We start from the raw sequence: 21,800 nt of genomic DNA, 5'->3' as shown, positions 1-21,800 counted from the left end.
CGGTCGTTCAGCAGAGCGCCTGCGTCACGATGGCAAACAGCCGTGGCGCGCCCTCGGGGTGCCGCAGCGGCGCGCCGCGAACCATGGTAGTGGCGGCGTCCACGCGCAGCAGACCGAAGCTCTCCAGCCACTCGGCCAGACCGGAGTCGAAGTCGATGTCGATGCGCGTGAAGCGCCCGGCGTTGGTGCCTGCGAGGTGGGCGATCAAGGCCTTGGCGCTCTCCGCGTCGGGGGCCACCACCGGGCCGATCACATGGCCCCGACCGAAGCGGCGCAGGATGGCAAAGCCCTGCTGCGTGCCGTCGTGGTCCAGCACCACGCAGGCCTCGGCCTGGGCCAGCAGGCTGTCGATCAGCTCGGGGCGCGGCATGCCCCGGGCATCGGCATCGAGCTTGTGCAAGGCCTGTGCCTCGTTCTGGCCCACCGGCCGCAGCCGCCAGCCGTCGGGCAGAGCGATAAGCGGCGCTGGTTGCGCCACACCCTGGTGCTGGCGGACTTCACCAATGCGCACGAATCCCAGCCGCTCATAGAGGCCGCGGCCCTCCGCCGTGGCCTGCAGCAGCACGGAGTGCCCGTCCAGCCCATCGAGCAGGGTGGTGAGCAGGCGGTTGCCGATGCGGCGTCCCTGGCAGGCGGGCGCGACGATGATCAGGCCCACGGTTGCGGCCTTTGTGCCCCAGCGCCAGCGCAGAGCGGTGGCGATGATCTTGCCGTCGCGTTCGGCCACCAGCCCTTCGGAGAGCGCAAACACCTGCTCCCAGTCGGTGAGGCGGTGGGGCCAGCGCAGCTCCGCGGAGAGCGCGTGGGCGTGCGGCAGATCGTCCTCGGTCATGGGGCGGATCAGCACGCCATCCTCGGCCGGGCCGGCGCCCTCCAGGGTAGGAAAGGGGTTCTTCATCAGCATGGGAGTCAACCTTCGGGTCAGTGATTTGGGCGATATCTTGGACGACATCGTGCCGCTTCGCCAGTGCGAAAAGGGGGTCTGGAGCAATTCGCAAGCTTGCGCTGTGAGGCTTCCGGTTTTTGCAATTCGCTGCTGCGAGCGGCCCACGAATGGCGACAAATGCTGGGGCTTACTGCCTAGCATCGACGACAGGTTTCGCCGGTGTGCGCTTCTGTCTGTGGAGGGTGTTCCCGGTGTTTGTTTTCCCCATTCTTCATATGCCCCATGCAGATCTTTGACCCCCATGCCGTCGCCGTCCAGAGCGCCCACTTCATCGGTGGACGTGTGGTGCCCGACACCGCGCAGCTGAACGTGCTGCGCCCCTCCGACGGCCAGGTGCACGCCGGCCTGCCGCTGGCCGATGCCAGCACCGTGGACGCCGCCGTGCAGAACGCCTGGCAGGCCTGGCGCCACAGCGACTGGGCGCGCCGGGCGCCGCGCGAGCGGGCCCGGGTGCTGCGCCGCTGGGCCGACCTGATCGAGGCCGATGTGCAGCGCCTGTCGGTGCTGGAGGCCGTGTGCTCCACCCGCCCGGTGCGCGATGCTGCGGCATGGGATGTGCCCTTCACCGCCGAGGGCTTGCGCTTCTTTTCTGAATACGCCGACAAGCTGGGCGGCGAAGTGGCCGCCACGCGACACGACCACCTTGGCATGGTGGTGGCCGAGCCCTATGGCGTGATCGGTGCGATCACGCCGTGGAATTTCCCGCTGGTCATGGTGTCGTGGAAGGTCGGTGCCGCGCTGGCGGCCGGCAATGCGGTGGTGCTCAAGCCGTCGGAGATGACGCCTTTTTCGGTCATCCGTCTGGCCGAGCTGGCCATCGAGGCCGGTGTACCTGCCGGCATCTTCAACATCGTGCAGGGCGATGGCCGCACGACGGGCGACGCGCTCACGCGGCACCCGCTGATCAGCAAGATGACCTTCACCGGTTCCACGCGCACCGGCGCTGCCATCATGGCCAGCTGCGCCCTGCAGGGGCCCAAGCCGGTGACGCTGGAACTGGGCGGCAAGAGCCCGCAGCTGGTGTTCGACGACGTGCCCGACGTGGACCGCGTGGCGGGCATCGTGGCCCGCGCCATTACGGGCAACGCGGGCCAGGTGTGTGTGGCGGGTTCGCGCCTGATCGTGCAGCGCGGCATCGCCGAAGAACTGATCGATGGGATCGCGCAGCGCTTTGCCGCGCTGCGGCCCGGCGCCACCTGGGACGACCAGGCGACGCTGCCGCCAATCATCTCGGCCCAGCAGGCCGCGCGCATGCTGGACATCGTCGGGCGGGCGCAAGGCGAAGGCGCTCAGCTGCGCTGTGGTGGTGGCCTGTTCGACGGCGGCCCGGGCGGGGCGTATTTCCAGCCCACGCTGATCGATGGGGTGACGGCCAGCAATCCAGCGGTGCAGGAAGAAATCTTCGGCCCCGTGCTGACCGTGCAGACCTTCGACACCGAAGAAGAGGGCCTGGTCCTGGCTTCGCACGAACACTACGGGCTGGCCGCGGGCGTGTACACGGCCGACATCGGCCGCGCCATGCGCGCCATGCGCGGCCTGTCGACCGGCACGGTGTGGATCAACCGCTATGGCCGCAGCGACGACTTCGTGATCCCCACCGGGGGTTACCACCAGTCGGGCATCGGCAAGGACCTGGGGCGTCAGGCGGTGGAGGCCAATCTGCGCTTCAAAAGCGTGCTGATGGACTTTGCTGCGACGCACCAATGAAGGGTGTCCGCACCCATGAAGTGCCAACCACACGAGATGCTGAGCAGCCCCATGAAATGCGCAACTTTGTCGCGTCGGACCACCCCATTTCCCAACGCAGCTTGCGTTTCTGAATGCTCCAATCACTCCGTCATCACCCTGTCGCAGACAGCCTGTTGAGAATGCGACCCGCGACGGTCGGCAACCGATTTTTCAAGGAACCGAGACAATGATCTTTCGCCCCAAGTACATCACTTTCGACTGCTACGGCACGCTCACCCGTTTCCGCATGGGCGAGCTGACGCGCGAGCTCTTTGCCGACCGCATCCGTCCCGAGCAGATGGAACAGTTCATCGCCGATTTCACCGCCTACCGCTTCGACGAGGTGCTGGGCGCCTGGCAGCCGTACGACGTGGTGCTCAAGAACGCGGTGCGCCGCCTGTGCAAGAAGTGGAAGATCCAGTACTTCGACACCGACGGCCAGACCTACTACGACGCCGTGCCCACCTGGGACCCGCACGCCGACGTGCCGGCCGGGCTGGCCAAGGTGGCCAAGGAGATTCCGCTGGTCATCATCTCCAACGCCATGGACTGCCAGATCCAGAAGAACGTTGCGATGCTGGGCGCGCCGTTCCACCGTGTTTACACGGCGCAGCAGGCCCAGGCCTACAAGCCGCGTCTGCAGGCCTTCGAGTACATGCTCGACTCGCTGGGCTGCAACCCTGAAGACGTGCTGCATGTGTCGTCGAGCTTGCGCTACGACCTGATGTCGGCCGACGACATCGGCATCAGGCACAAGGTGTTTGTGAACCGGGGCCACGGCCCGGGTTGCCCGGCGTACAACTACACCGAGATCCAGGACATTGGCGGCCTGCCCGGCGTGGTTGGTCTTTGATTCCCTTGCGCGCAACCCAACGCCCCACTGCATCATGAAGCTCGACTCCTACTGGAACGACTCGCTGCTGGCGGCCCCTGTGACCTCGGCGCATGCCTTGCCTGCACAGGTCGACGTGGCCATCGTCGGCGGCGGCTTCACGGGGCTATCTGCCGCCCTCCAGCTGGCGAGGCGTGGCGCCTCGGTGGCGGTGTTCGAAGCCGGCGCCACGGTGGCGCCTGAGGCGTCGGGCCGCAACGGTGGCCATGTGAACAACGGCTTGGCAGTGGATTACGCCGAGGTGGCCGCCAAGGTGGGCGTCGAGAAGGCGCGCGCCTGGTACCACGCCTACAACGGCGCCGTCGATGCGGTCGAGCAACTGGTGCAGCAGGAGGGCATCGACTGCGACTTCCTGCGTCACGGCAAACTCAAGCTGGCCACCAAGACCTACCAGGTGGATGCGCTGCATCGCAGCGCCGAGCGGCTGGTGGCCGACGGTGTGGACCCGGATGTGCGGGTGCTGGACGCCGACGAGGTGCGTTCGGAGGTGCAGAGCGAGCGCTTCGTGGGCGGTCTGCTCTACCCGCGCAGCGCGCAGATGCACATGGGGCGCTTCGCCCAGGGCCTGGCTCAGGCGGCACTGCGCCAGGGTGCCCAGATCCACACCGGCACCCGGGTCAACCGCGTGGAGCGGGTGCAGGGACAGGTGCACCGACTGCACACCGAGCGCGGAGTGGTGCGGGCCAACCAGGTGCTGCTGGCCACCGGGGCTTCGCGCCACGGCGGCTACGGCAGCTTCGGCTGGCTGCGTCGGCGCATCGTGCCCATCGGCAGCTTCATCGTGGTGACCGAGCCCTTGGGCGCCGAGCGGGCACGCGCCTTGCTCGCCCATCGGCGCACCTACACCACCATCGCCAACATCCACCACTACTTCCGCCTCACCCAGGACCACCGGCTGGTGTTCGGCGGCCGCGCGCGCTTTGCCATCTCCAACCCCACCTCCGACGCCGCCAGTGGCGAAGTGCTGCGCCAAGGTCTGGCCGAGACTTTTCCCCAGCTGGGCCCCGTCCGGCTGGACTATTGCTGGGGCGGGCTGGTGGATGTGACGCAGGACCGCCTTCCCCATGCGGGCGAGCACGACGGCTTGTTCTATTCGCTGGGCTACAGCGGCCACGGCACGCAGATGTCGGTGCTGATGGGCCAGCGCATGGCCGAGGTGATGGCCGGCAACGAAAACGCCAACCCCTGGAGGGGACGCTCCTGGCCGGCCATTCCCGGCCACATCGGCCCCCCCTGGTTCCTGCCCGCCGTGGGCCTGTACTTCCGGTTGAAGGACCGGCTGGCCTGACGCTGAAACGGCCTTCGGGCCCGAACGATTTCCCTGAACCCCACCCGGCAACCGCCACTTTTCAAACGAGGAGCAACCATGAGCAATAACCAGAAACAGTTTCGGGAACTTGTCGGTCCCGAAGAGAGCATCCGCATGATGGACTCGCTGCGTCGTGGCGCTTCGCGCCGCGACGTGCTGGCCATGCTGGCGGCTGGAGGCATGCAGGCCACGCTGGCGGGCAGCATCGCGTCGCTGGCCACCACGGCCCATGCGCAGACGCCGAAAAAGGGAGGCCGCATCAAGGTGGCCAGCTTGTCCTCGGGCGTGAACGACACGCTGGACCCGGCTCGTCAGTCCGGCCACATCGACTATTGCCGTGGCTTCATGTTCTACAACGGCCTGACCGTGCTGGACGGCAGCCTGACGCCGCAACCGCAGCTGGCCGAGGAGTTCAGCACCAAAGACGCCCAGACCTGGGTGTTCAAGCTGCGCAAGGGCGTGAGCTTCCACAATGGCAAGCCGCTGACGCCGGCCGACGTGGTGTTCTCCATGATGCGGCACAAAGACCCGGCGACCGGATCGCGGGCCAAGGTGTTGGCCGACCAATTCGAGTCGGTGACCGCCACCGGCCCCAACGAGGTGACCTTCCGCCTGACCGCGCCGAACGCCGACCTGCCCGTGATCCTGGGCACCTACCATTTCCACATTGTTCCGGACGGCACCACCAACTTCGCTGCCGGCATCGGCACTGGCCCCTTCAAGCTCAAGGAGTTCAAGCCGGGCGAGCGTTCGATCGCGGTCCGCAATGACAGCTACTGGAAGCCCAACCGGCCCTATCTGGACGAAATCGAGCTCGTGGGCATTTCCGACGAGTCAGCGCGCGTCAATGCGCTGCTGTCCGGCCAGCTGGACCTGGTGGCGGCTGTGTCGCCGCGCTCGCTCAACCGTGTGCTGGACAGTGGCTCCCACACGATCTTCGAGACCAAGGCCACTAACTACACCAACCTCATCATGCGGCGCGACGGCGGCCCGGGGACCAACCCCGACTTCGTGCTGGCCATGAAACACCTGTTCAACCGCGAGCAGCTGCTCAAGAACATCCAGGCCGGCCGCGGGATGGTGGCCAACGACCAGCCGATCGCCCCGAACAACCGCTTCTTCTTCAAGGGCCTGCCGCAGCGGCCCTACGACCCCGAGAAGGCCAAGTGGCACCTGCAGAAAGCCAACCTGGGCAGCACCCCTATCCCGGTGGTGGCCTCCCCGGCCGCGACCAACTCGGTCGAAACGGCGCTGGTCATGCAGTACGCCGCCAAGCAGATCGGTCTGAACCTGGACGTGCGCCGCATGCCAGCCGACGGCTACTGGTCTTCGCACTGGATGAAGCACCCGGTGGGCTTCGGCAACATCAACTCCCGTCCCAGTGCCGATCTGGCCCTGACCCTGTTCTTCAAGTCTGATGCACCGTGGAACGAGGCGGGCTGGAAGAACGAGAAGTTCGACCAGCTGCTGGTGGCCGCGCGTGGTGAGACCGACCTGGCCAAGCGCACCCAGATGTACGCCGACATGCAGGTGATGATCCACCAGGATGGGGGCATCGGCATCCCGTGCTTCAACTCCAGCCTGGATGGCCACACCAAGAAGCTCAAAGGCCTGTCGCCGATCCCGATTGGCGGGATGATGGGCACCTCGTTCGCCGAGCACGTGTGGCTCGACGCCTGAAGCGGACAACAAGGCCATGAACGGCATCTTGTTCAAACTGGTCGCGCAGCGCATCGGGCTGGCGCTGCTGTCGCTGCTGGCGGTGTCGGTGGTGGTGTTTGCCATCACCTCCGTGCTGCCGGGCGATGCGGCGCAGGAAATGCTGGGTCAGGAGGCCACACCCGAGGTGCTGGCCGAACTGCGCACCCAGATGGGCCTGGACCGGCCGGCGCACGAGCGCTACCTGCGCTGGCTTGGCGGGCTTGCCCAGGGCGACCTGGGTCTCTCGGCTGCAGCCCGGGTGCCGGTGGTGGACCTCATCGCCAGCCGACTGCCCAATTCGCTGCTGCTGGCGGCGGTGACTGCGCTGTTCTCGGTTCCGATCGCGCTGACGTTGGGTATCTCGGCGGCGGTGTGGCGCGGCTCCTGGTTCGACCGTGCCATGTCTACCGCCGCCGTCACCGTGGTCTCGGTGCCCGAGTTCCTGGTGGCCACCCTGGCGGTGCTGGTGTTCGCGGTGCAGCTGCGCTGGCTGCCGGCGCTGTCTTACGCCAGCGACATCGAGTCCCTGGGCCAGATGCTGCGCGCCTTTGCCATGCCGGTGGTGACGCTGACCTGCGTGATCGTGGCGCAGATGATGCGCATGACGCGCGCCGCGGTGATCGACCAGCTGGAGGCACCCTACATCGAGATGGTGCGCCTCAAGGGCGCCTCGCCGATGCGCACCGTGCTCGCGCACGCGCTGCCCAACGCCGTGGGGCCGATCGCCAACGCGGTGGCGCTGAGCCTGTCGTACCTGCTGGGCGGCGTGATCATCGTCGAGACCATCTTCAACTACCCCGGCATCGCCAAGCTGATGGTGGAAGGCGTGGCCCAGCGCGACATTCCGCTGGTGCAGGCCTGCACCATGCTGTTCTGCGCCGGTTACCTGTTCCTGGTCACGCTCGCTGACGTGTGCGGCATCGTGGCCAACCCCCGTCTGAGGCACGCATGAAGGACTTCGCCATGAGCAACGCCATTCAGGGCGGCGGCCAGAACAGACCGGCCCGGCCCCGCTGGTACCGGCGCCTGGCCCACTTCGGACCCACCGGCTGGATCGGTCTGGCCGTTGTGCTGTTCTGGGCCGGCGCCGCGGCCTTCGGGCCGTCGCTGCTGTCGCAAACCGGCGCCGCCGATGGCGGCGACGTGTTCGCACCCATCAGCGCCGCGCACTGGCTGGGCACCGACTACCTTGGGCGCGACATGCTGGCGCGGGTCATCGAAGGTGCCCGCTACACCGTGGGCGTGGCCTTCGTGGCCACGGTGCTGGCCAGCGGCACAGGCACGCTGCTGGCCCTGCTGGCGGCGGCCACCGGGCGCTGGACCGACAGCGTGCTCAGCCGCGTGCTGGACACGCTGACCGCAATCCCCAGCAAGATGTTCGCGCTGCTGATGGTGGCCAGCTTCGGTTCGTCGGTGGCCATGCTCATCGTCATGGCGGGCATCATCTACACGCCGGGCTCCTACCGGATTGCGCGCTCGCTGGCCGTCAACATCAACGCGATGGACTACGTGACCGTGGCCCGTACGCGCGGCGAAGGCACGTTTTACGTGATGCTGAACGAGATCCTGCCCAACATCACCGGCCCCATGCTGGCCGATTTCGGGTTGCGCTTCGTCTACGTGGTGCTGCTGCTGGCCAGCATGAGCTTCCTGGGGCTGGGCATCCAGCCGCCGGAGGCCGACTGGGGCTCGCTGGTGCGCGAGAACATCGAGGCACTGCCCGACGCTGGGGCCGCGGTTATCGCGCCCTCCATCGCCATCGCCAGCCTGACGATCGCCGTCAATCTGGTCATCGACAATCTGCCGGGCCGTGCGGCCCGCGAACGGGGAGGGCGCTGACATGGGCTCACTGGTCGTTGTAGACAAACTCACCATCCGGGCCGGCGATGCCACACTGGTCGATGCGCTGAGCTTCACCATCCGCCCCGGCGAGGTGCTGGCGCTGATCGGCGAGTCGGGTTCCGGCAAGACCACCACCGCGCTGGCGCTGATGGGGCATGCGCGCCGCGGCTGCCAGATCAGCGGCGGCAGCGTGCGCATCGGCGAGACGGACGTGCTCTCGCTGGGCGCGGGCGCGCTGCGGGCGTTGCGGGGCCGCACGGTCTCCTACATCGCGCAGAGCGCGGCCGCGTCGTTCGACCCGTCCCGCACCATCATGGACCAGGTGATTGAGCCCACGCGCATCCACGGCACGCTCTCGCGCCACGATGCGGAAGTCAAGGCCGTGCAGCTGTTCCGCGAGCTGGCCCTGCCCAACCCCGAGACCATCGGTCAGCGTTACCCGCACCAGGTCTCTGGCGGTCAGCTGCAGCGCCTGATGGCCGCGATGGCGCTCATCACGGACCCCGATCTGGTGATCCTGGACGAGCCCACCACAGCGCTGGACGTGACCACGCAGATCGAGGTGCTGCGCGCCTTCCGCCGCGTGGTGCGCGAGCGCAACGCGACGGCGGTGTACGTGAGCCACGACCTCGCGGTGGTGGCCCAGATGGCGGACCACATCCTGGTGCTGCGAAACGGCCTGGCGCAGGAGCTCAACACCACCGGGCGCATCCTGTCCGAACCCGCGCACGAGTACACCCGCAGCCTGCTGGCGGCCGCGCGCCCCGCGCCCCTGGCCACCGACCTGCACAAGGGCGAACTTCTGCTGGAGGTCAACCAGCTGTCGGCCGGTTACGGCGCGCTCAACGCCCAGGGTCAGCCCGCATCCCTGATCCTGGAAGACATCAACTTCAAGCTCTACAAGGGCCAGGCCATCGGGGTCATTGGCGAGTCGGGTTCGGGCAAGACCACGCTGGCCCGCGCTGTGGCCGGTCTGATCGCACCCTGCCGCGGCAACATCCTGTTCAAAGGCCGCGCGCTCAGACCCGTGGTGCGCCAGCGCAGCAAGGAAGAGCTGCGGCAGATCCAGATCGTGTTCCAGATGGCCGACACGGCGCTCAACCCGTCCCAGACCATCGAACGCATCATCGCGCGGCCCCTGCAGTTCTACAAGGGTCTCAAGGGCCCGGCGCTGGACAAGCGCATCCACGAGCTGCTGGACCTGGTGCGGCTGCCGCGTGGCGTGGCGCAGCGCCTGCCGGGCGGGCTGTCGGGTGGGCAGAAGCAGCGCGTCAACTTGGCCCGCGCCCTGGCCGCCGAGCCCGAGCTGATCCTCTGCGACGAGGTGACCTCGGCCCTGGACACCGTGGTGGGTGCGGCGGTGCTGGAACTGATGGCCGACCTGCGGCGCGAGCTGGGCGTGTCCTACCTGTTCATCAGCCACGACCTGCACACCGTGAAATCGGTGTGCGACGAGATCATCGTCATGCAGCACGGCCGCAAGCTCGACCAGGTGGCGCGGGCCGACTTCGACCACGGTCCCCACCACCCGTACTACGAACTGCTGGAGGCGTCGGTGCCCGAGATGCGCCAGGGCTGGCTGGACGAGCGCGATGCCGCCATGTCTGCGGCGGCCGTGGCGGCCTGAACCGCCGGCCTTGTCTCTTTCCTCCTTTCTTCTTTCACTGTCATGTCTCTGACCCTTCAACGCGCGGACCTGGTCCGCAGCGCCAACTTCATCGCCGGCCAGTGGTCTTCTACCGCGGCCACACTGGACGTCACCGATCCCGCCACCGGCGAGCTGATCACCCGCGTGCCCGACTCGGGCGCGGCCGAGGCCGCCGCGGCGCTGGACGCCGCCCACCAGGCGTTTGCCAGCTGGAAGAAGGTGCCGGCCAAGCAGCGGGCCGCGATCATCAAGCGCTGGAACGACCTGGTCATGGCGCAACAGGACGACCTGGGCAAGCTCATCTCGCGCGAGCAGGGCAAGCCACTGGCCGAGGGCAAGGGCGAAGTCGCCTACGCCGCCAGCTACATCGAGTGGTTCGGCGAAGAAGCCACGCGGCTGAACGGCGAGGTCATTCCCGCGCACGTCAGCGGCCGCAAGGTGTTCGTGCTGAAGGAGGCCATCGGCGTGGTGGCCGCCATCACGCCGTGGAACTTTCCGGCCGCAATGATCGCCCGCAAGATCGCGCCCGCGCTGGCCGCCGGGTGCACCGTGGTCTGCAAGCCCGCCGAGGACACCCCGTTGACCTCGCTGGCCCTGGTGCATCTGGCGAACGAGGCCGGGGTGCCCCCGGGCGTGCTGAACATCGTCACCGCCTCGCGCGAGAAGACGCCGGAGGTGGTGGACCTGTGGCTGGACGACAGCCGTGTGCGCAAGATCACCTTCACCGGCTCCACCGCGGTCGGCAAGCACCTGGCGCGGCGCAGCGCGGACACGCTCAAGAAGTTGTCGCTGGAGCTCGGCGGCAACGCGCCCTTTATCGTCTTCGAGGACGCCGATCTGGACGCCGCGGTGGACGGTGTGATGGCGGCGAAGTTCCGCAACGGCGGGCAGACCTGCGTCAGCCCCAACCGGCTGTTCGTGCACCGCAAGGTGCAGGAGCAGTTCGCCCAGAAGCTATGCGCCCGCGTGGAGGCCCTCAAGGTCGGTCCGGCCAGCGACCCGGCGTCGCAGATCGGCCCCATGATCAACGCCCGCGCAGTGGACAAGATCGAGCGCCATGTGCAGGACGCCGTGGCACAAGGCGCGCAGCTGCTCATTGGCGGCAAGCGCCTGACGGCGCTGGGTCCGAACTACTACGCGCCCACCGTGCTCATGGGGGTCAGTCCGCACATGGCCTGCTCGTGCGAAGAAACCTTCGGCCCGGTCGCGGCGATGGCGGTGTTCGACGACGAGGCGACCGTGGTGGCGCAGGCCAACGACACGCCTTTCGGTCTGGCCGCGTACTTCTACAGCCAGGACGTGCGGCGCATCTGGCGCGTGGCCGAGGCGCTGGAAACCGGCATCGTCGGCATCAACGAAGGTGCGCTCGCGTCGGAGGCAGCGCCCTTCGGCGGCGTGAAGGAATCGGGCTTCGGCCGCGAGGGTTCCACGCATGGTCTGGACGACTACACGCACATCAAGTACCTGTGCCAGGGGCAGCTGGACTGAATTTCCCGGGGGCCGAAAGGCCCTCGGTTTTTTCTGCCGAAGAATGTTTTTTTGCGGGCCTCACAAACACCAGCTGTGCTGTTGCAGGCCCCCAGTTTGAAACGGGAAATTTGTTCGACGGTGCTTCAATGACCCGGCCCCGAAGGATGTTCCCGAGGGGTGATCAAAAGCTACAACCTGAGGAACAAATGAAACTCTCCACCAACCTTCGCCACCTTCTTCCAACGGCGCTCGTGCTGGCCAGTGGCGCAGCCATCGCCCAGTCGGGTGTCACCATCAGCGGCAGCCTCGACGTCGGCGTGTTCCGCGACAAGGCATCGATGACCAACCTCGGCACCATCAAGCGCAGCCACCTCCAGTTCGATGGCACAGAAGACCTCGGCGGTGGTTTGACGGCTACCTTCAAGCTGCGCCAGCGCCTGGACGTGGACACGGGCGCACTCGAAGGGGCGGGCACCAAGCCTGCCTGGCACGGCGAGACCACCGTCGGCCTCAAGGGTGGGTTCGGCGCCCTGCGCCTGGGCCGCGCGGTCGATGCGATCCAGAGCAACGACTGGGCTTTTGACGCCTGGGACAACTTCAGCCGCATCGCATCCCCGGCCTGGGACCTGTGGCACTGGAACTACTCGGCCGATCCGGCCGGCGGTGGCTCCGGCCGCGTGGCCAACGCCGTGTTCTACGACTCCGCCAAGTTCGCCAACTTCTCTGCGCACCTGAGCTACTCGCCCGAGAAGCCGGCTGACGCCGTCGGCACCACGCGCGCCGGTGCGCTGGTCTACAACGACGGCCGCACGCGCGCCATGCTGGGTGCCGGCAAGAACAGCGCTGGTGCCAAGGAAACCTCGCTGGGCCTGCGCAGCCGCTTCGCCGACCTGACGCTGATGGGCATGTACAACGTCAGCGAGTCGGCTGCCGGCTCCGAAGCCAAGGTGACGACGCTGGGCGCCACGTATGCGCTGGGTGCCACGACGCTGAAGGCCGGTTGGGGCAGCGCCGATGTGGACGGTGTCAAGAAGCAGCGTGTGGTGTCCGTCGGTGCGAACTACGCGCTGTCCAAGCGCACCAGCGTCTACGTTGACGTGGCGTCCAAGCGCTACATCACCGACGGCACCAAGCAGGTCTATGGCGTGGGCCTGACCCACAACTTCTGAGCCTGTCTCGGCGCGCAGCGGGTTCTCCAACACAAACGGGTAGCACCATGTCCCTCTTGCCAAACCATGCCTCCCCGGTCGGGGACCTGCTGCCGGACCTGGTCGCGCTGCGGCGCGACCTGCACGCCCACCCCGAACTGGCCTACGAGGAGCGCCGCACCGCCGGCATCGTGGCACAGGCCCTGCGCCTGCTGGGCCTGGAGGTGAGCGAAGGCGTGGGGGGCACCGGCGTGGTCGGAACCCTGCGCTGTGGCGAGCCGGGCGCTGCGCGGGCCGATGGCCCGCGTGTGCGCAGCGTCGGCCTGCGCGCCGACATGGATGCCCTGCCGTTGGTGGAGCTCGGGCAGCGGCCCCACGCCAGCCAGCATGCGGGCAAACACCATGGCTGTGGCCATGACGGGCACACCGCGATGCTCATCGGCGCGGCCCGGCAGCTGGTCCGCACGCACCGGTCCCTGGGGCTGACCGGGACCGTGCATTTCATCTTCCAGCCCGCCGAAGAAGGGCAGGCTGGCGCAGCCCGCATGATCGATGAGGGGCTGTTCGAGCGCTTCCCCTGCGACAGCGTCTATGCCCTGCACAACTGGCCCGACCTGCCCCTAGGCCATGCACAGACGCGACCTGGCCCCATCATGGCGGCGGCCGACCGCTTCGACATCACGGTGCGCGGCAAGGGCGGTCACGCCGCGCAACCGCACCACACACCCGATGCGCTGCTGGCGGCCAGCCAACTGGTGGTGCAGCTCAACACCATCGTGTCCCGGCGCATCGATCCGAACGAGTCGGCCGTGCTCTCGGTCACCCGCATCGAGGGCGGCCACAGCCACAACGTGCTGCCTGCCGAGGTGAGCATCACCGGCACGGTGCGCAGTTTCGATGCCGACACCCAGGACCGCATCGAGGCCGCGCTGCGCGACGCCGCACAGGGCATGGCGCTGGCGAGCGGCACGGTGGTGGAGGTGGACTACCGGCGCTACTACCCCGCCACGGTCAACACCGCAGCCGAAGCCGCCGTGGCGCTGGAAGCGGCGCAGGCCGCGGGCTTGCTGGCCGGGATGGCACCGCGCGCGGCGTTCACCTCGGAAGACTTCGCCTTCATGTTGCAGCGCCGGCCGGGGGCCTACCTCTGGCTGGGGCAGGGCAGAGAGGGGCTGGCGGCCGGGGACTCGTTCGCGCTGCACCACCCCTGCTACGACTTCAACGACGACGCCTTGCCCCTGGGGGTGCGCTGGTTCTGCGAGGTGGTGGCGCGGGCGCTCGCGCATGAGGCGCGGCCCTGATTCACGGACTCCAGGAAGCGTCCCAATCAATTCATTTGCAAATGCAAATAAGAGTGGTTCGCATGTAAAATCACCTCTTTTTGCCGGCATCGCCCGGCCTGTGAAAAGAGGTGTGTTCATGCAGTGGGTTTCATCCATCCGCAAGTGGTCTGTCGTGGGAGCGCTGGTGGCCGCGTGGCTGCCGTCCGCCCACGCCGCCCCCGAGGTGGTCAAGGACGTACTGGGCCGATCGGTCCGCGTCGACCTGCCCGCCAAGCGCGTGCTGCTGGGTTTCTATTTCGAGGACTACATGGCCATCGGCGGCGAAAAGGCCTTCGACAAGGTGGTCGGGCTCTCCCGCGAGGCGTGGGAGGGCTGGCGGCCGGCCAACTGGGCGCTGTTCGCCGCCCACCGGCCCTCGCTCAAGGAACTGCCCGATGTGGGCGAGGTCGAGGCGCAGACCTTCTCCGTCGAGAAGGCGCTCGTGCTCAAGCCCGATGTGGTGGTGTTGGCCGAATGGCAATACAAGGGCCTGGGCCCAGATGTGAAACGGCTGGAAGACGCCGGGGTGCCCGTGGTGGTGGTGGACTACAACATGGAGCTGCCGGCCAACCACTACGCCAGCACCCTGTTGCTGGGCAGGATCGCTGGCGACCAGAAGCGCGCGCAGAAGATCGCGGACGAATACAAGACCGCCATTGATCAGGTGCAGTCGCGCATCGCAGCCGCCAAGCTGCCCAAACCGCGCTTCTATGTCGAGTTTGGCAACAAGGGGCCGGCCGAGTACAGCTTCAGCTACGGCAAGGGTATGTGGGGTCCGTTGGGTGCGCTGGCCGGGGGTGAGAACATCGCCGCTCCTTTCGTCGAGTGGTACGGACCGATGAACCCGGAGAAGGTGTTGGCCGCCCAGCCTGAGGTGGTGTTCATCGCCGGCACCGAGTCCACCAGGAACACGGCCTCCATGCTCATGGGGCAGGGCGTGGCGCCAGAACAATCGGTGCAGCGCCTGCAAGGCTTCGCCCAGCGTCCCGGCTGGAGCGCCCTGCCAGCGGTGAGAGACAAGCGCGTGTATGGGATCTACCAGGGGGCCTCGCGTTCGGTGCTGGACTACACCATGGTGCAGTTCATGGCCAAGGCCCTGTACCCCAGCCTGTTCAAAGACATCGATCCCCAGGCCAACTACCTGAACTTCTACAAGCGCTACCTGCCGGTGCAGGCCAAGGGCAGCTTCGCACAAGGGATGTAAAAGATGCCGTACCGCCTGTTGAAGCAGCTGCTCCTGTCCACGGCCTTGGCGCTGGGCGCCGTCGGTGCCGCCTGGGCCACGCCCACCACCATCGAAGACGTGCTGGGCCGCAAGGTCACGCTCGAACTGCCCGCCAAGCGCGTGCTGCTGGGCTTCTACATTGAGGACTACTTTGCCGTGGGCGGCGACAAGGCCTTTGACCGTCTGGTCGGCCTGTCGCTGGGCTGGTTCGTCAAGTCGCGGCCCGCGGTGTGGGAACAGTACGTCGCCGCCCGGCCCACGCTGCGCGACGTGGTCGACGTGGGCAGCGTGCAGTTCCAGACCTTTTCGCTGGAAAAGGCCCTGGCCACCAAGCCGGACGTGATGGTGCTGGCCGACTGGCAGTTCAAGGCCCTGGCCTCGGAGATTCCCCGGCTGGAAGCCGCCGGCATTCCAGTGGTGGTGGTGGACTACAACGCGCAGACCCTGGAGCGCCACCTGGCCAGCACCAAGGTACTTGGACAGGTCACTGGCGAGACGGCGCGCGCGCAGCACATTGCCGACGAATACCGCCAGGTGGTGGAGACGATCCAGCAGCGCATCGCCAAGGCCAAGGCACCGCGGCCGCGGGTGTACATCGAACTGGGCGACAAGGGACCGGCCGAACTCAGCTACACCTACGGCAAGAACATGTGGGGCGCCATGGTCGATCTGGCCGGTGGCGACAACATCGCTGCGCCGTTCGTCAAGGACTGGGGGCCGATCAACCCTGAGCAGTTGCTGGTCTCGAAACCGCAGGTGGTGTTCATCGCGGGCTATGAAAGCGTCAGCCAGCCCGAGGCCATGAAGATCGGCTTTGGCGTGCCGGCGGGCGAAGCGCGCCAGCGCCTGAGGGGCTTTGCCCAGCGCAGCGGCTGGAGCGGCCTGCCCGCGATGCAGGATGGCCGCCTGCACGGTCTCTACCACGGCGCCACCCGCAGCATCCTGGATGCGGCGCTGCTGCAGTACCTGGCCAAGGCCATGTACCCGGCGCTGTTCACCGACATCGATCCGGAGGCCACCTACCGAGACTTTTACCGCCGCCACCTGCCCATCCAGCCTCAGGGCAGCTTCATGCTGCGCGCGCAATGACCGCCACCACCGTGGCACCGGTCTCGGGGGCCGAGCTGCTGCAACGACAGCGCCGCCGCGAGGCCCGCCGCTGGCGCTTCCTGGCACTGTTCGCCGGGCTGATCCTGTGCAGCCTCACGCTCGATGTGGCCACCGGGCCCTCGCTGCTGGGGGTGCGCGAGGTGCTGGCCACGCTGCTTGCGCCCGCCGCGGCCGACCCGATGACGCGCGCCATCGTGATGGACATGCGCCTGCCCATTGCCCTGATGGCGCTGGTGGTGGGCGCGGCGCTCGGGCTCGGCGGTGTGCAGATGCAGACCTTGCTGGACAACCCGCTGGCCAGCCCCTACACGCTCGGCCTGGCGGCGGCAGCGGGCTTTGGCGCCGCGCTTGCGCTGGTCAGCGGCGGCCTGGGCCTGCCGCCGCTGCTGGCCATCCCGGCTGGCGCCTTCGTCTTCTGCATGCTGGCCGCCAGCTTGCTCTTCGGACTGGCGCTGATGCGCCACGTGGGCAGCCAGACCCTCATCCTGGCCGGCATTGCGCTGCTGTTCCTGTTCCAGTCCCTGCTGTCGCTGGTGCAGTTCCTGTCCTCGCCGGAGCTGAACCAGCAGATCCTCTTCTGGCTGTTCGGCAGCCTCCAGCGCACCACCTGGCCCATGCTGTGGATCACCGTGGGCGTGACCCTGGTCTGCGGCGTGCTGCTGCACCGCGACGCCTGGCAGCTGACCTGCCTGCGCCTGGGCGAGGCGCGCGCGCGCAGCCTGGGCGTGAACGTGGTGCGGCTGCGCCTGAAGACCCTGGCCCTGGTGGCGCTGATGACCGCCACCGCCATCAGCTTCGTGGGCATCATCGGCTTCATCGGCCTGGTCGCACCCCACATCGCGCGCATGCTGGTGGGCGAGGACCAGCGGTTTCTCATTCCGCTGTCGGCGCTGTGCGGCGCCCTGATGCTGTCGTCCGCGTCGGTGGTGTCCAAGTCCATCGTGCCCGGGGCGCTGTTTCCCATCGGCATCGTCACGGCGCTGATCGGTGTGCCGTTCTTCATCTGGCTCGTGCTGAGCCGAAGGGGCCGCGGCCGTGCTTGAGCTGGACGATCTGACACTGCGCCTGGGCGGGCTGACCCTGGCCGAGGGCCTGAAGCTCACCCTGCAGCCGGGGCAGCTGCACGCCATCATCGGACCCAATGGGACCGGCAAGACCAGCCTGCTGCGGGCGCTGTTCGGCGAGCTGCCGCTGGCCCAGGGGCAGGTGCGCCTGGACGGGCGACCGATGGTACCCCGCACCCTGGTCGCCTGGCGCCAGGCCATCGGCTACATGCCGCAGAACACCCAGCTGGAGCTGGACCTCAGCGTGCTGGAGGTGGTGGTGCTCGGCCGGCTGCAGCGCCTGTCGATGCGCCTCTCGGACGACGACCTCGCGGCGGCCCTGGGTGCGCTGCAGGCGCTCGATCTCGCCCATCTGGCCGACCGCGCCATGCACACGCTCAGCGGTGGCCAGCGCCAGATGGTGCTGTTTGCCCAGGTGCTGCTGCGCCAGCCCCGCTTGATGCTGCTGGACGAGCCCGTCAGCGCGCTGGACCTGAAGCACCAGATGCAGCTCATGGAGCACCTGCAGGCACAGACCGTCCAACAGGACTGGATCAGCGTGGCGGTGCTGCACGACCTGAATCTGGCGGCGCAGTTTGCAGACCAGCTGATCGTGCTGGGGGAAGGGCGCCTGCTGGCCTTCGGTCCGCCGGCGCAGGTGCTGTCGGCCGAACTGATCCAGCGCCTGTACCAGGTGCCGGTGGATGTGCGGCACGACCTCGACGGGCAACCCTTTGTTCGCACGCTGCGGGCAGAGGCGCGGTTTCGCCAGTGAAGAGGGCTCCTCGTCTTCATGCAAACCTCGGTGGCCCGGCGCAGCTCCGCGGCCGCTGCCCGATTTTTCAGCAATGGGCCGCCCGGCCAGCAAAGACGCGGGTTTGACATATCCGCGCACGAGATATCCACAGGCTTCTCCAAGGTGGATGGGGACAAGCCCTATGTGGGTTGCTCAAGTCCGGGTGCCAATCTGATGCAAACACTCAGATCTGTCCCACAACCTCAATTTCTGACCGGCGCAGAAATTCGAGGGGACTTCAAACAGGTCCACCGCGGATCGTTCAAATTCGATCGCTTGTCAGGCTTGAGCGCTCTGATCTGATCCTGCGCTCGTTGGCAGAAAACCAACAGCCGCCTCTTGCAGGGTGTCGTGACAGTCGAATCGAGGCAGTTCCATCACTGAGGACCTGCCATGACGAAACCAGTTTCTTTGTCCCACGAACGCGTGCTCAAGCGTCTGGGCGCCAACATCTCCATGGCCCGGCGGCGGCGCCACTGGAGTCAGCGGGCGATGGCCGAACAGATCGGCGCATCGGTCAGCACCGTGAGGCGCCTGGAGGCGGGCGATGCGGGTGTTGCCATCCAGCACCTGCTCGGCGCCTTGGCGGCTTTCGGAATGATCGACCGGTTCAATGCCCTGCTGGACACCCCACAAGACACCATCGGCCTGCAGGTGCAAGACGCCGCATTGCCCGAGCGCATCCGGGGCCGCGCAGAAGGCGAGGCCGTCGAATGAGTGCAACCACCACGACTCCAACAGCCGGCGGTGCGATTCGGCCGGCAAGGCCAGTCCCTACGCTCGCCTACGGCCCGCGCAGCGATGAGATCCTGGACATCACGATGGGGAAGTCCGAGCAGCCTCTGGGCGTGCTGCACCATGTCCAGGACGGACCCACCGAGTGTTCTGAGTTCACTTTTGATCGGCGGTGGCTGGGCCGCGAACTGCTCTTCAGCCCGTCACCCGATCTGCGCTGCCACCCTCACGGCCAGTGGAGAGCCCGTCCCCTGGGTCAGGGAAGCCCCTTCTTTGCGGCATTGGCCGACACGCAACCCGACGGGTTTGCACAAGCCCTCCTTGAAAGGTCCCTGGGTGAGGCCACCCTCACAACCCATCCCCTCGCAGGTCTGGAGTCCCGGGCCTTGGCGTCCCTGTGCGCGACCCACGACCTCTGCCGGCTCGGTGCACTGCGGATCAGGCCCAGGAACCCGGCACTGACCGTGTCCGGCAGGCGCTTCGACCTGCCGTTCACCGCAGACCTGGACACCATGGCCGAGGCAGTAGCGGCCTTCGAGCGCGGGGAAGCCCACGAGCGCCAGATCCGGCTCCTGCTCTCCAGTGCCACCGCCCTGGGCGGTTCCCGTCCCAAGGTCTGCTTTGTTCAGAACGCACAAAAGCAGAATGGGGGAACGCTGGCGGTGGCCCGGCTGCCCAGCGTGGCCGATCACTTCCCGGTGGCCAAAGCGGAAATGCTCCTAGGACAGCTGGCCCGGGAAGCGGGTATCCGGGTGGTGGACATGGCGCTGAAGAACCTGTGCAGCGCGACGGTACTGATCACCCAGCGATTGGATCGGGACGCTGATGGCGGTCGAAAGCCCTACCTGTCCGCCCGAAGCCTGTTGCTCGCGGAAGAGGGCGAAGAACCGGACTGGCTCGAACTGCTGGCGGTCATGAGGACCTACAGCAAAGTTTTTGGGGCAGATGCCCGCCAGCTGTGGCTGCGCTTGGTGTTCATGAGACTGATCAACGCCCGTGTGTCGCTGGGAAAGTTCGGCTTTGTGTACCGGTCTTTTGCTCGCTGGGAGCTGGCACCCGCCACCGCACTGCGACCGGCCATGGAGCCCGAATGCCAACCGGCCCAGTCCCACATCCCGGGGCCGGGCCTGCGATGGGATGTGGATCAGCTGCTCAAGCAATCGGTGGCATTCGGGATATCTCAGAACGAGGCAAGCACGCTCCTCAAGAGGATGGTCGAGGTCATCAGCCGGTGGAAGGTGAAGGCAGAGCAGTATCCGGTGCGCATGACGAACACCGACATCGCATCACTTGAAGCTGCCATGGAGAACGCGCAGCTTCGGAAGGCCCGGGAGTTGGTGGGCGGCCGGCGGCCATGAGCTCCAAGCCGAAGGAGGCCGGGCCTGGCATGTCGGGCAGGAGGGTGGGGGCTTGCAGGGTCCGAAGGCGGAATCCCTTTTTCGCGCGCGCGGGCGTGCGCGCGTATTTATTCTTTAATGGGTGTCCGGCCAAATGAACCCAGCGCTCACCAGAAATTTCTGAGCAAGAGAAAGAGCGGCCAAAACGATTGCAGGCGCGATACAGGTTCGCTGCGGACTGCGTCCACCGCCAGTAAGACAAGGCTCCCACGCAAGTGGGGGCCTTTTGTCTTTCTGGGCTCAGTGTTTTCGCGGGGTTTGGGGCGGTGGTTTTTTCTCTGTGGTTTCTCTGACAGAGGCTTTTCTGGCTTTCACGGTAGGCCATTCTCAAACGAGGGATTTCAGCGGTGAGGCTTTTGTCAAAGTTGCACGCCAGCTCAATCAGTGCAGGGATTTGATCGGTATGCTGCTGAGTGATCTCCCCAGACCATGTGAGATACATGGCGAGTAGCTTTGTTGAGTGGGGGTGGGTAGTCCGGTCCCCAGCGATTGCCTTCGGTCGCAGACAGAAGCTGGATTCACAGTGCCAAGCGCTAAGCTGCCATCCTCTCTCAGCAGCGCGGCAGCATCAATGGCTGGACTGCCCCTGGTCCGGTAGACAACCCCTGCCTATCCTTTGAGCATAGGAGGGCGTGCGATGAGCACCCATAGGTTTCACCGGAATTCAAGGAAGAGGCAGTCAAGCAGGTCGTCGAGCGCGGCTACACCGTGCCCGATGTGGCAGCGCGTTTGGGTGTATCAGCGCACAGTCTGTACAAGTGGGTCAAAGCCATTGCGCCAGACAAGTCCGAGCAGCACTCCAAGGAGTTGCTGGAGGCCAAGAGCGAAATTCTCCGGCTGCGAGCCCAGATGCGCCGTATCGAAGAGGAGCGCGACCTGTTAAAAAAAGCCGCGCGGTACTTTGCCAGGGAGCCCGAGTGAAGTACCGCTTCATGAACGAGCATCGCCATGAATATCCGCTGGCGCTGATGTGCAGGGTGTTACAGGTGGCCCGCGCCGGTTTCTATGCCTGGCTGCAGTGTCCGCTATCCGAGCGGGCCAAGGACGACGCCAGGCTGCTGGAGCTCATTCGGCACTCCTACGCGGCCAGCCATGGTGTTTATGGCGCTCGGCGTGTCTTTGGCGACCTTCGTGAAGCGGGCGAGAACTGTGGCCTGCATCGTGTGGAACGGCTCATGCAGCGCCACAAAATCAAGGCCGTGCGTGGCTACAAGAAGCCGCGCTCGATTGCAGGAAGACCCTCCATCATTGCCCCCAACCATTTGCAGCGCGAATTCACGGTGGACGCACCCAACAAGGTCTGGGTCACGGACATCACCTACATCCGCACCTGGCAAGGCTGGCTGTATCTGGCGGTGGTGTTGGATCTCTACGCTCGCAAGGTGGTGGGTTGGTCCATGAAGCCCTCGTTGAGCAGGGAACTCGCGCTGGACGCTGTGCTGATGGCCGTGTGGCGTCGAAAGCCCGAACAACGGGTCATTGTTCACT

At 66.6% G+C, this 21,800-nt stretch carries 17 protein-coding genes and 1 pseudogene; 17 read left to right on the top strand and 1 reads right to left on the bottom strand.

Features of this window, described 5'->3' with window-relative positions; genetic code table 11:
• Window positions 1-7: 7 nt before the first annotated feature.
• Window positions 8-904: a GNAT family N-acetyltransferase gene (locus HFL01S_RS22690; RefSeq protein WP_066263150.1), complete on the bottom strand. Its 897-nt coding sequence runs from the start codon at window positions 902-904 to the stop codon at window positions 8-10.
• A gap of 264 nt (window positions 905-1,168) precedes the next feature.
• Here HFL01S_RS22690 and HFL01S_RS22685 point away from each other — a divergent pair, with 264 nt between their 5' ends.
• The 17 genes and pseudogenes from HFL01S_RS22685 to HFL01S_RS24885 all read left to right on the top strand — a co-directional run.
• Window positions 1,169-2,653, top strand: coding sequence for an aldehyde dehydrogenase family protein (locus HFL01S_RS22685; RefSeq protein WP_066263148.1), 1,485 nt, complete (start codon window positions 1,169-1,171; stop codon window positions 2,651-2,653).
• 208 nt (window positions 2,654-2,861) lie between these two features.
• A complete protein-coding gene (locus tag HFL01S_RS22680) occupies window positions 2,862-3,527 on the top strand; it encodes a haloacid dehalogenase type II (RefSeq protein ID WP_066263145.1) in 666 nt (221 codons plus the stop codon).
• 34 nt (window positions 3,528-3,561) lie between these two features.
• Complete coding sequence (locus tag HFL01S_RS22675; protein WP_066263143.1) at window positions 3,562-4,854, top strand: NAD(P)/FAD-dependent oxidoreductase; 1,293 nt, start codon at window positions 3,562-3,564, stop codon at window positions 4,852-4,854.
• A 78-nt stretch (window positions 4,855-4,932) separates the two neighbouring features.
• Window positions 4,933-6,555, top strand: a complete 1,623-nt coding sequence (locus HFL01S_RS22670; protein ID WP_066263141.1) for an ABC transporter substrate-binding protein — start codon at window positions 4,933-4,935, stop codon at window positions 6,553-6,555.
• Window positions 6,556-6,571: 16 nt separating this feature from the next.
• Window positions 6,572-7,528, top strand: coding sequence for an ABC transporter permease (locus tag HFL01S_RS22665; protein ID WP_066263138.1), 957 nt, complete (start codon window positions 6,572-6,574; stop codon window positions 7,526-7,528).
• 11 nt (window positions 7,529-7,539) lie between these two features.
• Window positions 7,540-8,415, top strand: coding sequence for an ABC transporter permease (locus tag HFL01S_RS22660; protein ID WP_245644899.1), 876 nt, complete (start codon window positions 7,540-7,542; stop codon window positions 8,413-8,415).
• 1 nt (window position 8,416) lies between these two features.
• Complete coding sequence (locus tag HFL01S_RS22655) at window positions 8,417-10,045, top strand: ABC transporter ATP-binding protein (RefSeq protein WP_066263134.1); 1,629 nt, start codon at window positions 8,417-8,419, stop codon at window positions 10,043-10,045.
• Window positions 10,046-10,087: 42 nt separating this feature from the next.
• On the top strand, window positions 10,088-11,554 hold the full coding sequence (locus tag HFL01S_RS22650; RefSeq protein ID WP_066263132.1) for an NAD-dependent succinate-semialdehyde dehydrogenase: 1,467 nt from the start codon (window positions 10,088-10,090) through the stop codon (window positions 11,552-11,554).
• Window positions 11,555-11,742: 188 nt separating this feature from the next.
• Window positions 11,743-12,705, top strand: a complete 963-nt coding sequence (locus HFL01S_RS22645) for a porin (protein WP_066263129.1) — start codon at window positions 11,743-11,745, stop codon at window positions 12,703-12,705.
• A gap of 47 nt (window positions 12,706-12,752) precedes the next feature.
• Window positions 12,753-13,985 (top strand): amidohydrolase, encoded by a 1,233-nt coding sequence (locus tag HFL01S_RS22640; RefSeq protein ID WP_066263127.1) that lies wholly within the window; start codon window positions 12,753-12,755, stop codon window positions 13,983-13,985.
• A gap of 118 nt (window positions 13,986-14,103) precedes the next feature.
• Window positions 14,104-15,210: an ABC transporter substrate-binding protein gene (locus HFL01S_RS22635; RefSeq protein ID WP_066263207.1), complete on the top strand. Its 1,107-nt coding sequence runs from the start codon at window positions 14,104-14,106 to the stop codon at window positions 15,208-15,210.
• Window positions 15,211-15,213: 3 nt separating this feature from the next.
• Window positions 15,214-16,320: an ABC transporter substrate-binding protein gene (locus tag HFL01S_RS22630; protein WP_066263125.1), complete on the top strand. Its 1,107-nt coding sequence runs from the start codon at window positions 15,214-15,216 to the stop codon at window positions 16,318-16,320.
• A complete protein-coding gene (locus HFL01S_RS22625; protein ID WP_066263122.1) occupies window positions 16,317-17,384 on the top strand; it encodes a FecCD family ABC transporter permease in 1,068 nt (355 codons plus the stop codon). Before HFL01S_RS22630 ends, HFL01S_RS22625 begins: the two co-directional genes overlap by 4 nt.
• A complete protein-coding gene (locus HFL01S_RS22620) occupies window positions 17,377-18,159 on the top strand; it encodes an ABC transporter ATP-binding protein (protein ID WP_066263120.1) in 783 nt (260 codons plus the stop codon). The genes HFL01S_RS22625 and HFL01S_RS22620 overlap by 8 nt, the downstream gene beginning before the upstream one ends.
• Before the next feature lie 414 nt (window positions 18,160-18,573).
• A complete protein-coding gene (locus HFL01S_RS22615) occupies window positions 18,574-18,897 on the top strand; it encodes a helix-turn-helix domain-containing protein (RefSeq protein ID WP_066263118.1) in 324 nt (107 codons plus the stop codon).
• Window positions 18,894-20,273, top strand: coding sequence for a HipA domain-containing protein (locus tag HFL01S_RS25250; protein WP_157539049.1), 1,380 nt, complete (start codon window positions 18,894-18,896; stop codon window positions 20,271-20,273). The genes HFL01S_RS22615 and HFL01S_RS25250 overlap by 4 nt, the downstream gene beginning before the upstream one ends.
• 693 nt (window positions 20,274-20,966) lie before the next feature.
• A pseudogene (locus HFL01S_RS24885) lies at window positions 20,967-21,800 on the top strand (IS3 family transposase); the annotation flags it as partial.

It is taken from the genome of Hydrogenophaga flava NBRC 102514, from assembly GCF_001571145.1.
GTDB classification, from domain to species: domain Bacteria; phylum Pseudomonadota; class Gammaproteobacteria; order Burkholderiales; family Burkholderiaceae_C; genus Hydrogenophaga; species Hydrogenophaga flava.
This window is presented reverse-complemented; position numbering and strand designations above follow the sequence as displayed.

What these genes read in the sequence shown, in the direction of transcription:
- HFL01S_RS22690 (WP_066263150.1), bottom strand. Translation starts at nt 904, where the DNA reads ATGCTGATGAAGAACCCCTTTCCTACCCTGGAGGGCGCCGGCCCGGCC.
- HFL01S_RS22685 (WP_066263148.1), top strand. Translation starts at nt 1,169, where the DNA reads ATGCAGATCTTTGACCCCCATGCCGTCGCCGTCCAGAGCGCCCACTTC.
- HFL01S_RS22680 (WP_066263145.1), top strand. Translation starts at nt 2,862, where the DNA reads ATGATCTTTCGCCCCAAGTACATCACTTTCGACTGCTACGGCACGCTC.
- HFL01S_RS22675 (WP_066263143.1), top strand. Translation starts at nt 3,562, where the DNA reads ATGAAGCTCGACTCCTACTGGAACGACTCGCTGCTGGCGGCCCCTGTG.
- HFL01S_RS22670 (WP_066263141.1), top strand. Translation starts at nt 4,933, where the DNA reads ATGAGCAATAACCAGAAACAGTTTCGGGAACTTGTCGGTCCCGAAGAG.
- HFL01S_RS22665 (WP_066263138.1), top strand. Translation starts at nt 6,572, where the DNA reads ATGAACGGCATCTTGTTCAAACTGGTCGCGCAGCGCATCGGGCTGGCG.
- HFL01S_RS22660 (WP_245644899.1), top strand. Translation starts at nt 7,540, where the DNA reads ATGAGCAACGCCATTCAGGGCGGCGGCCAGAACAGACCGGCCCGGCCC.
- HFL01S_RS22655 (WP_066263134.1), top strand. Translation starts at nt 8,417, where the DNA reads ATGGGCTCACTGGTCGTTGTAGACAAACTCACCATCCGGGCCGGCGAT.
- HFL01S_RS22650 (WP_066263132.1), top strand. Translation starts at nt 10,088, where the DNA reads ATGTCTCTGACCCTTCAACGCGCGGACCTGGTCCGCAGCGCCAACTTC.
- HFL01S_RS22645 (WP_066263129.1), top strand. Translation starts at nt 11,743, where the DNA reads ATGAAACTCTCCACCAACCTTCGCCACCTTCTTCCAACGGCGCTCGTG.
- HFL01S_RS22640 (WP_066263127.1), top strand. Translation starts at nt 12,753, where the DNA reads ATGTCCCTCTTGCCAAACCATGCCTCCCCGGTCGGGGACCTGCTGCCG.
- HFL01S_RS22635 (WP_066263207.1), top strand. Translation starts at nt 14,104, where the DNA reads ATGCAGTGGGTTTCATCCATCCGCAAGTGGTCTGTCGTGGGAGCGCTG.
- HFL01S_RS22630 (WP_066263125.1), top strand. Translation starts at nt 15,214, where the DNA reads ATGCCGTACCGCCTGTTGAAGCAGCTGCTCCTGTCCACGGCCTTGGCG.
- HFL01S_RS22625 (WP_066263122.1), top strand. Translation starts at nt 16,317, where the DNA reads ATGACCGCCACCACCGTGGCACCGGTCTCGGGGGCCGAGCTGCTGCAA.
- HFL01S_RS22615 (WP_066263118.1), top strand. Translation starts at nt 18,574, where the DNA reads ATGACGAAACCAGTTTCTTTGTCCCACGAACGCGTGCTCAAGCGTCTG.
- HFL01S_RS25250 (WP_157539049.1), top strand. Translation starts at nt 18,894, where the DNA reads ATGAGTGCAACCACCACGACTCCAACAGCCGGCGGTGCGATTCGGCCG.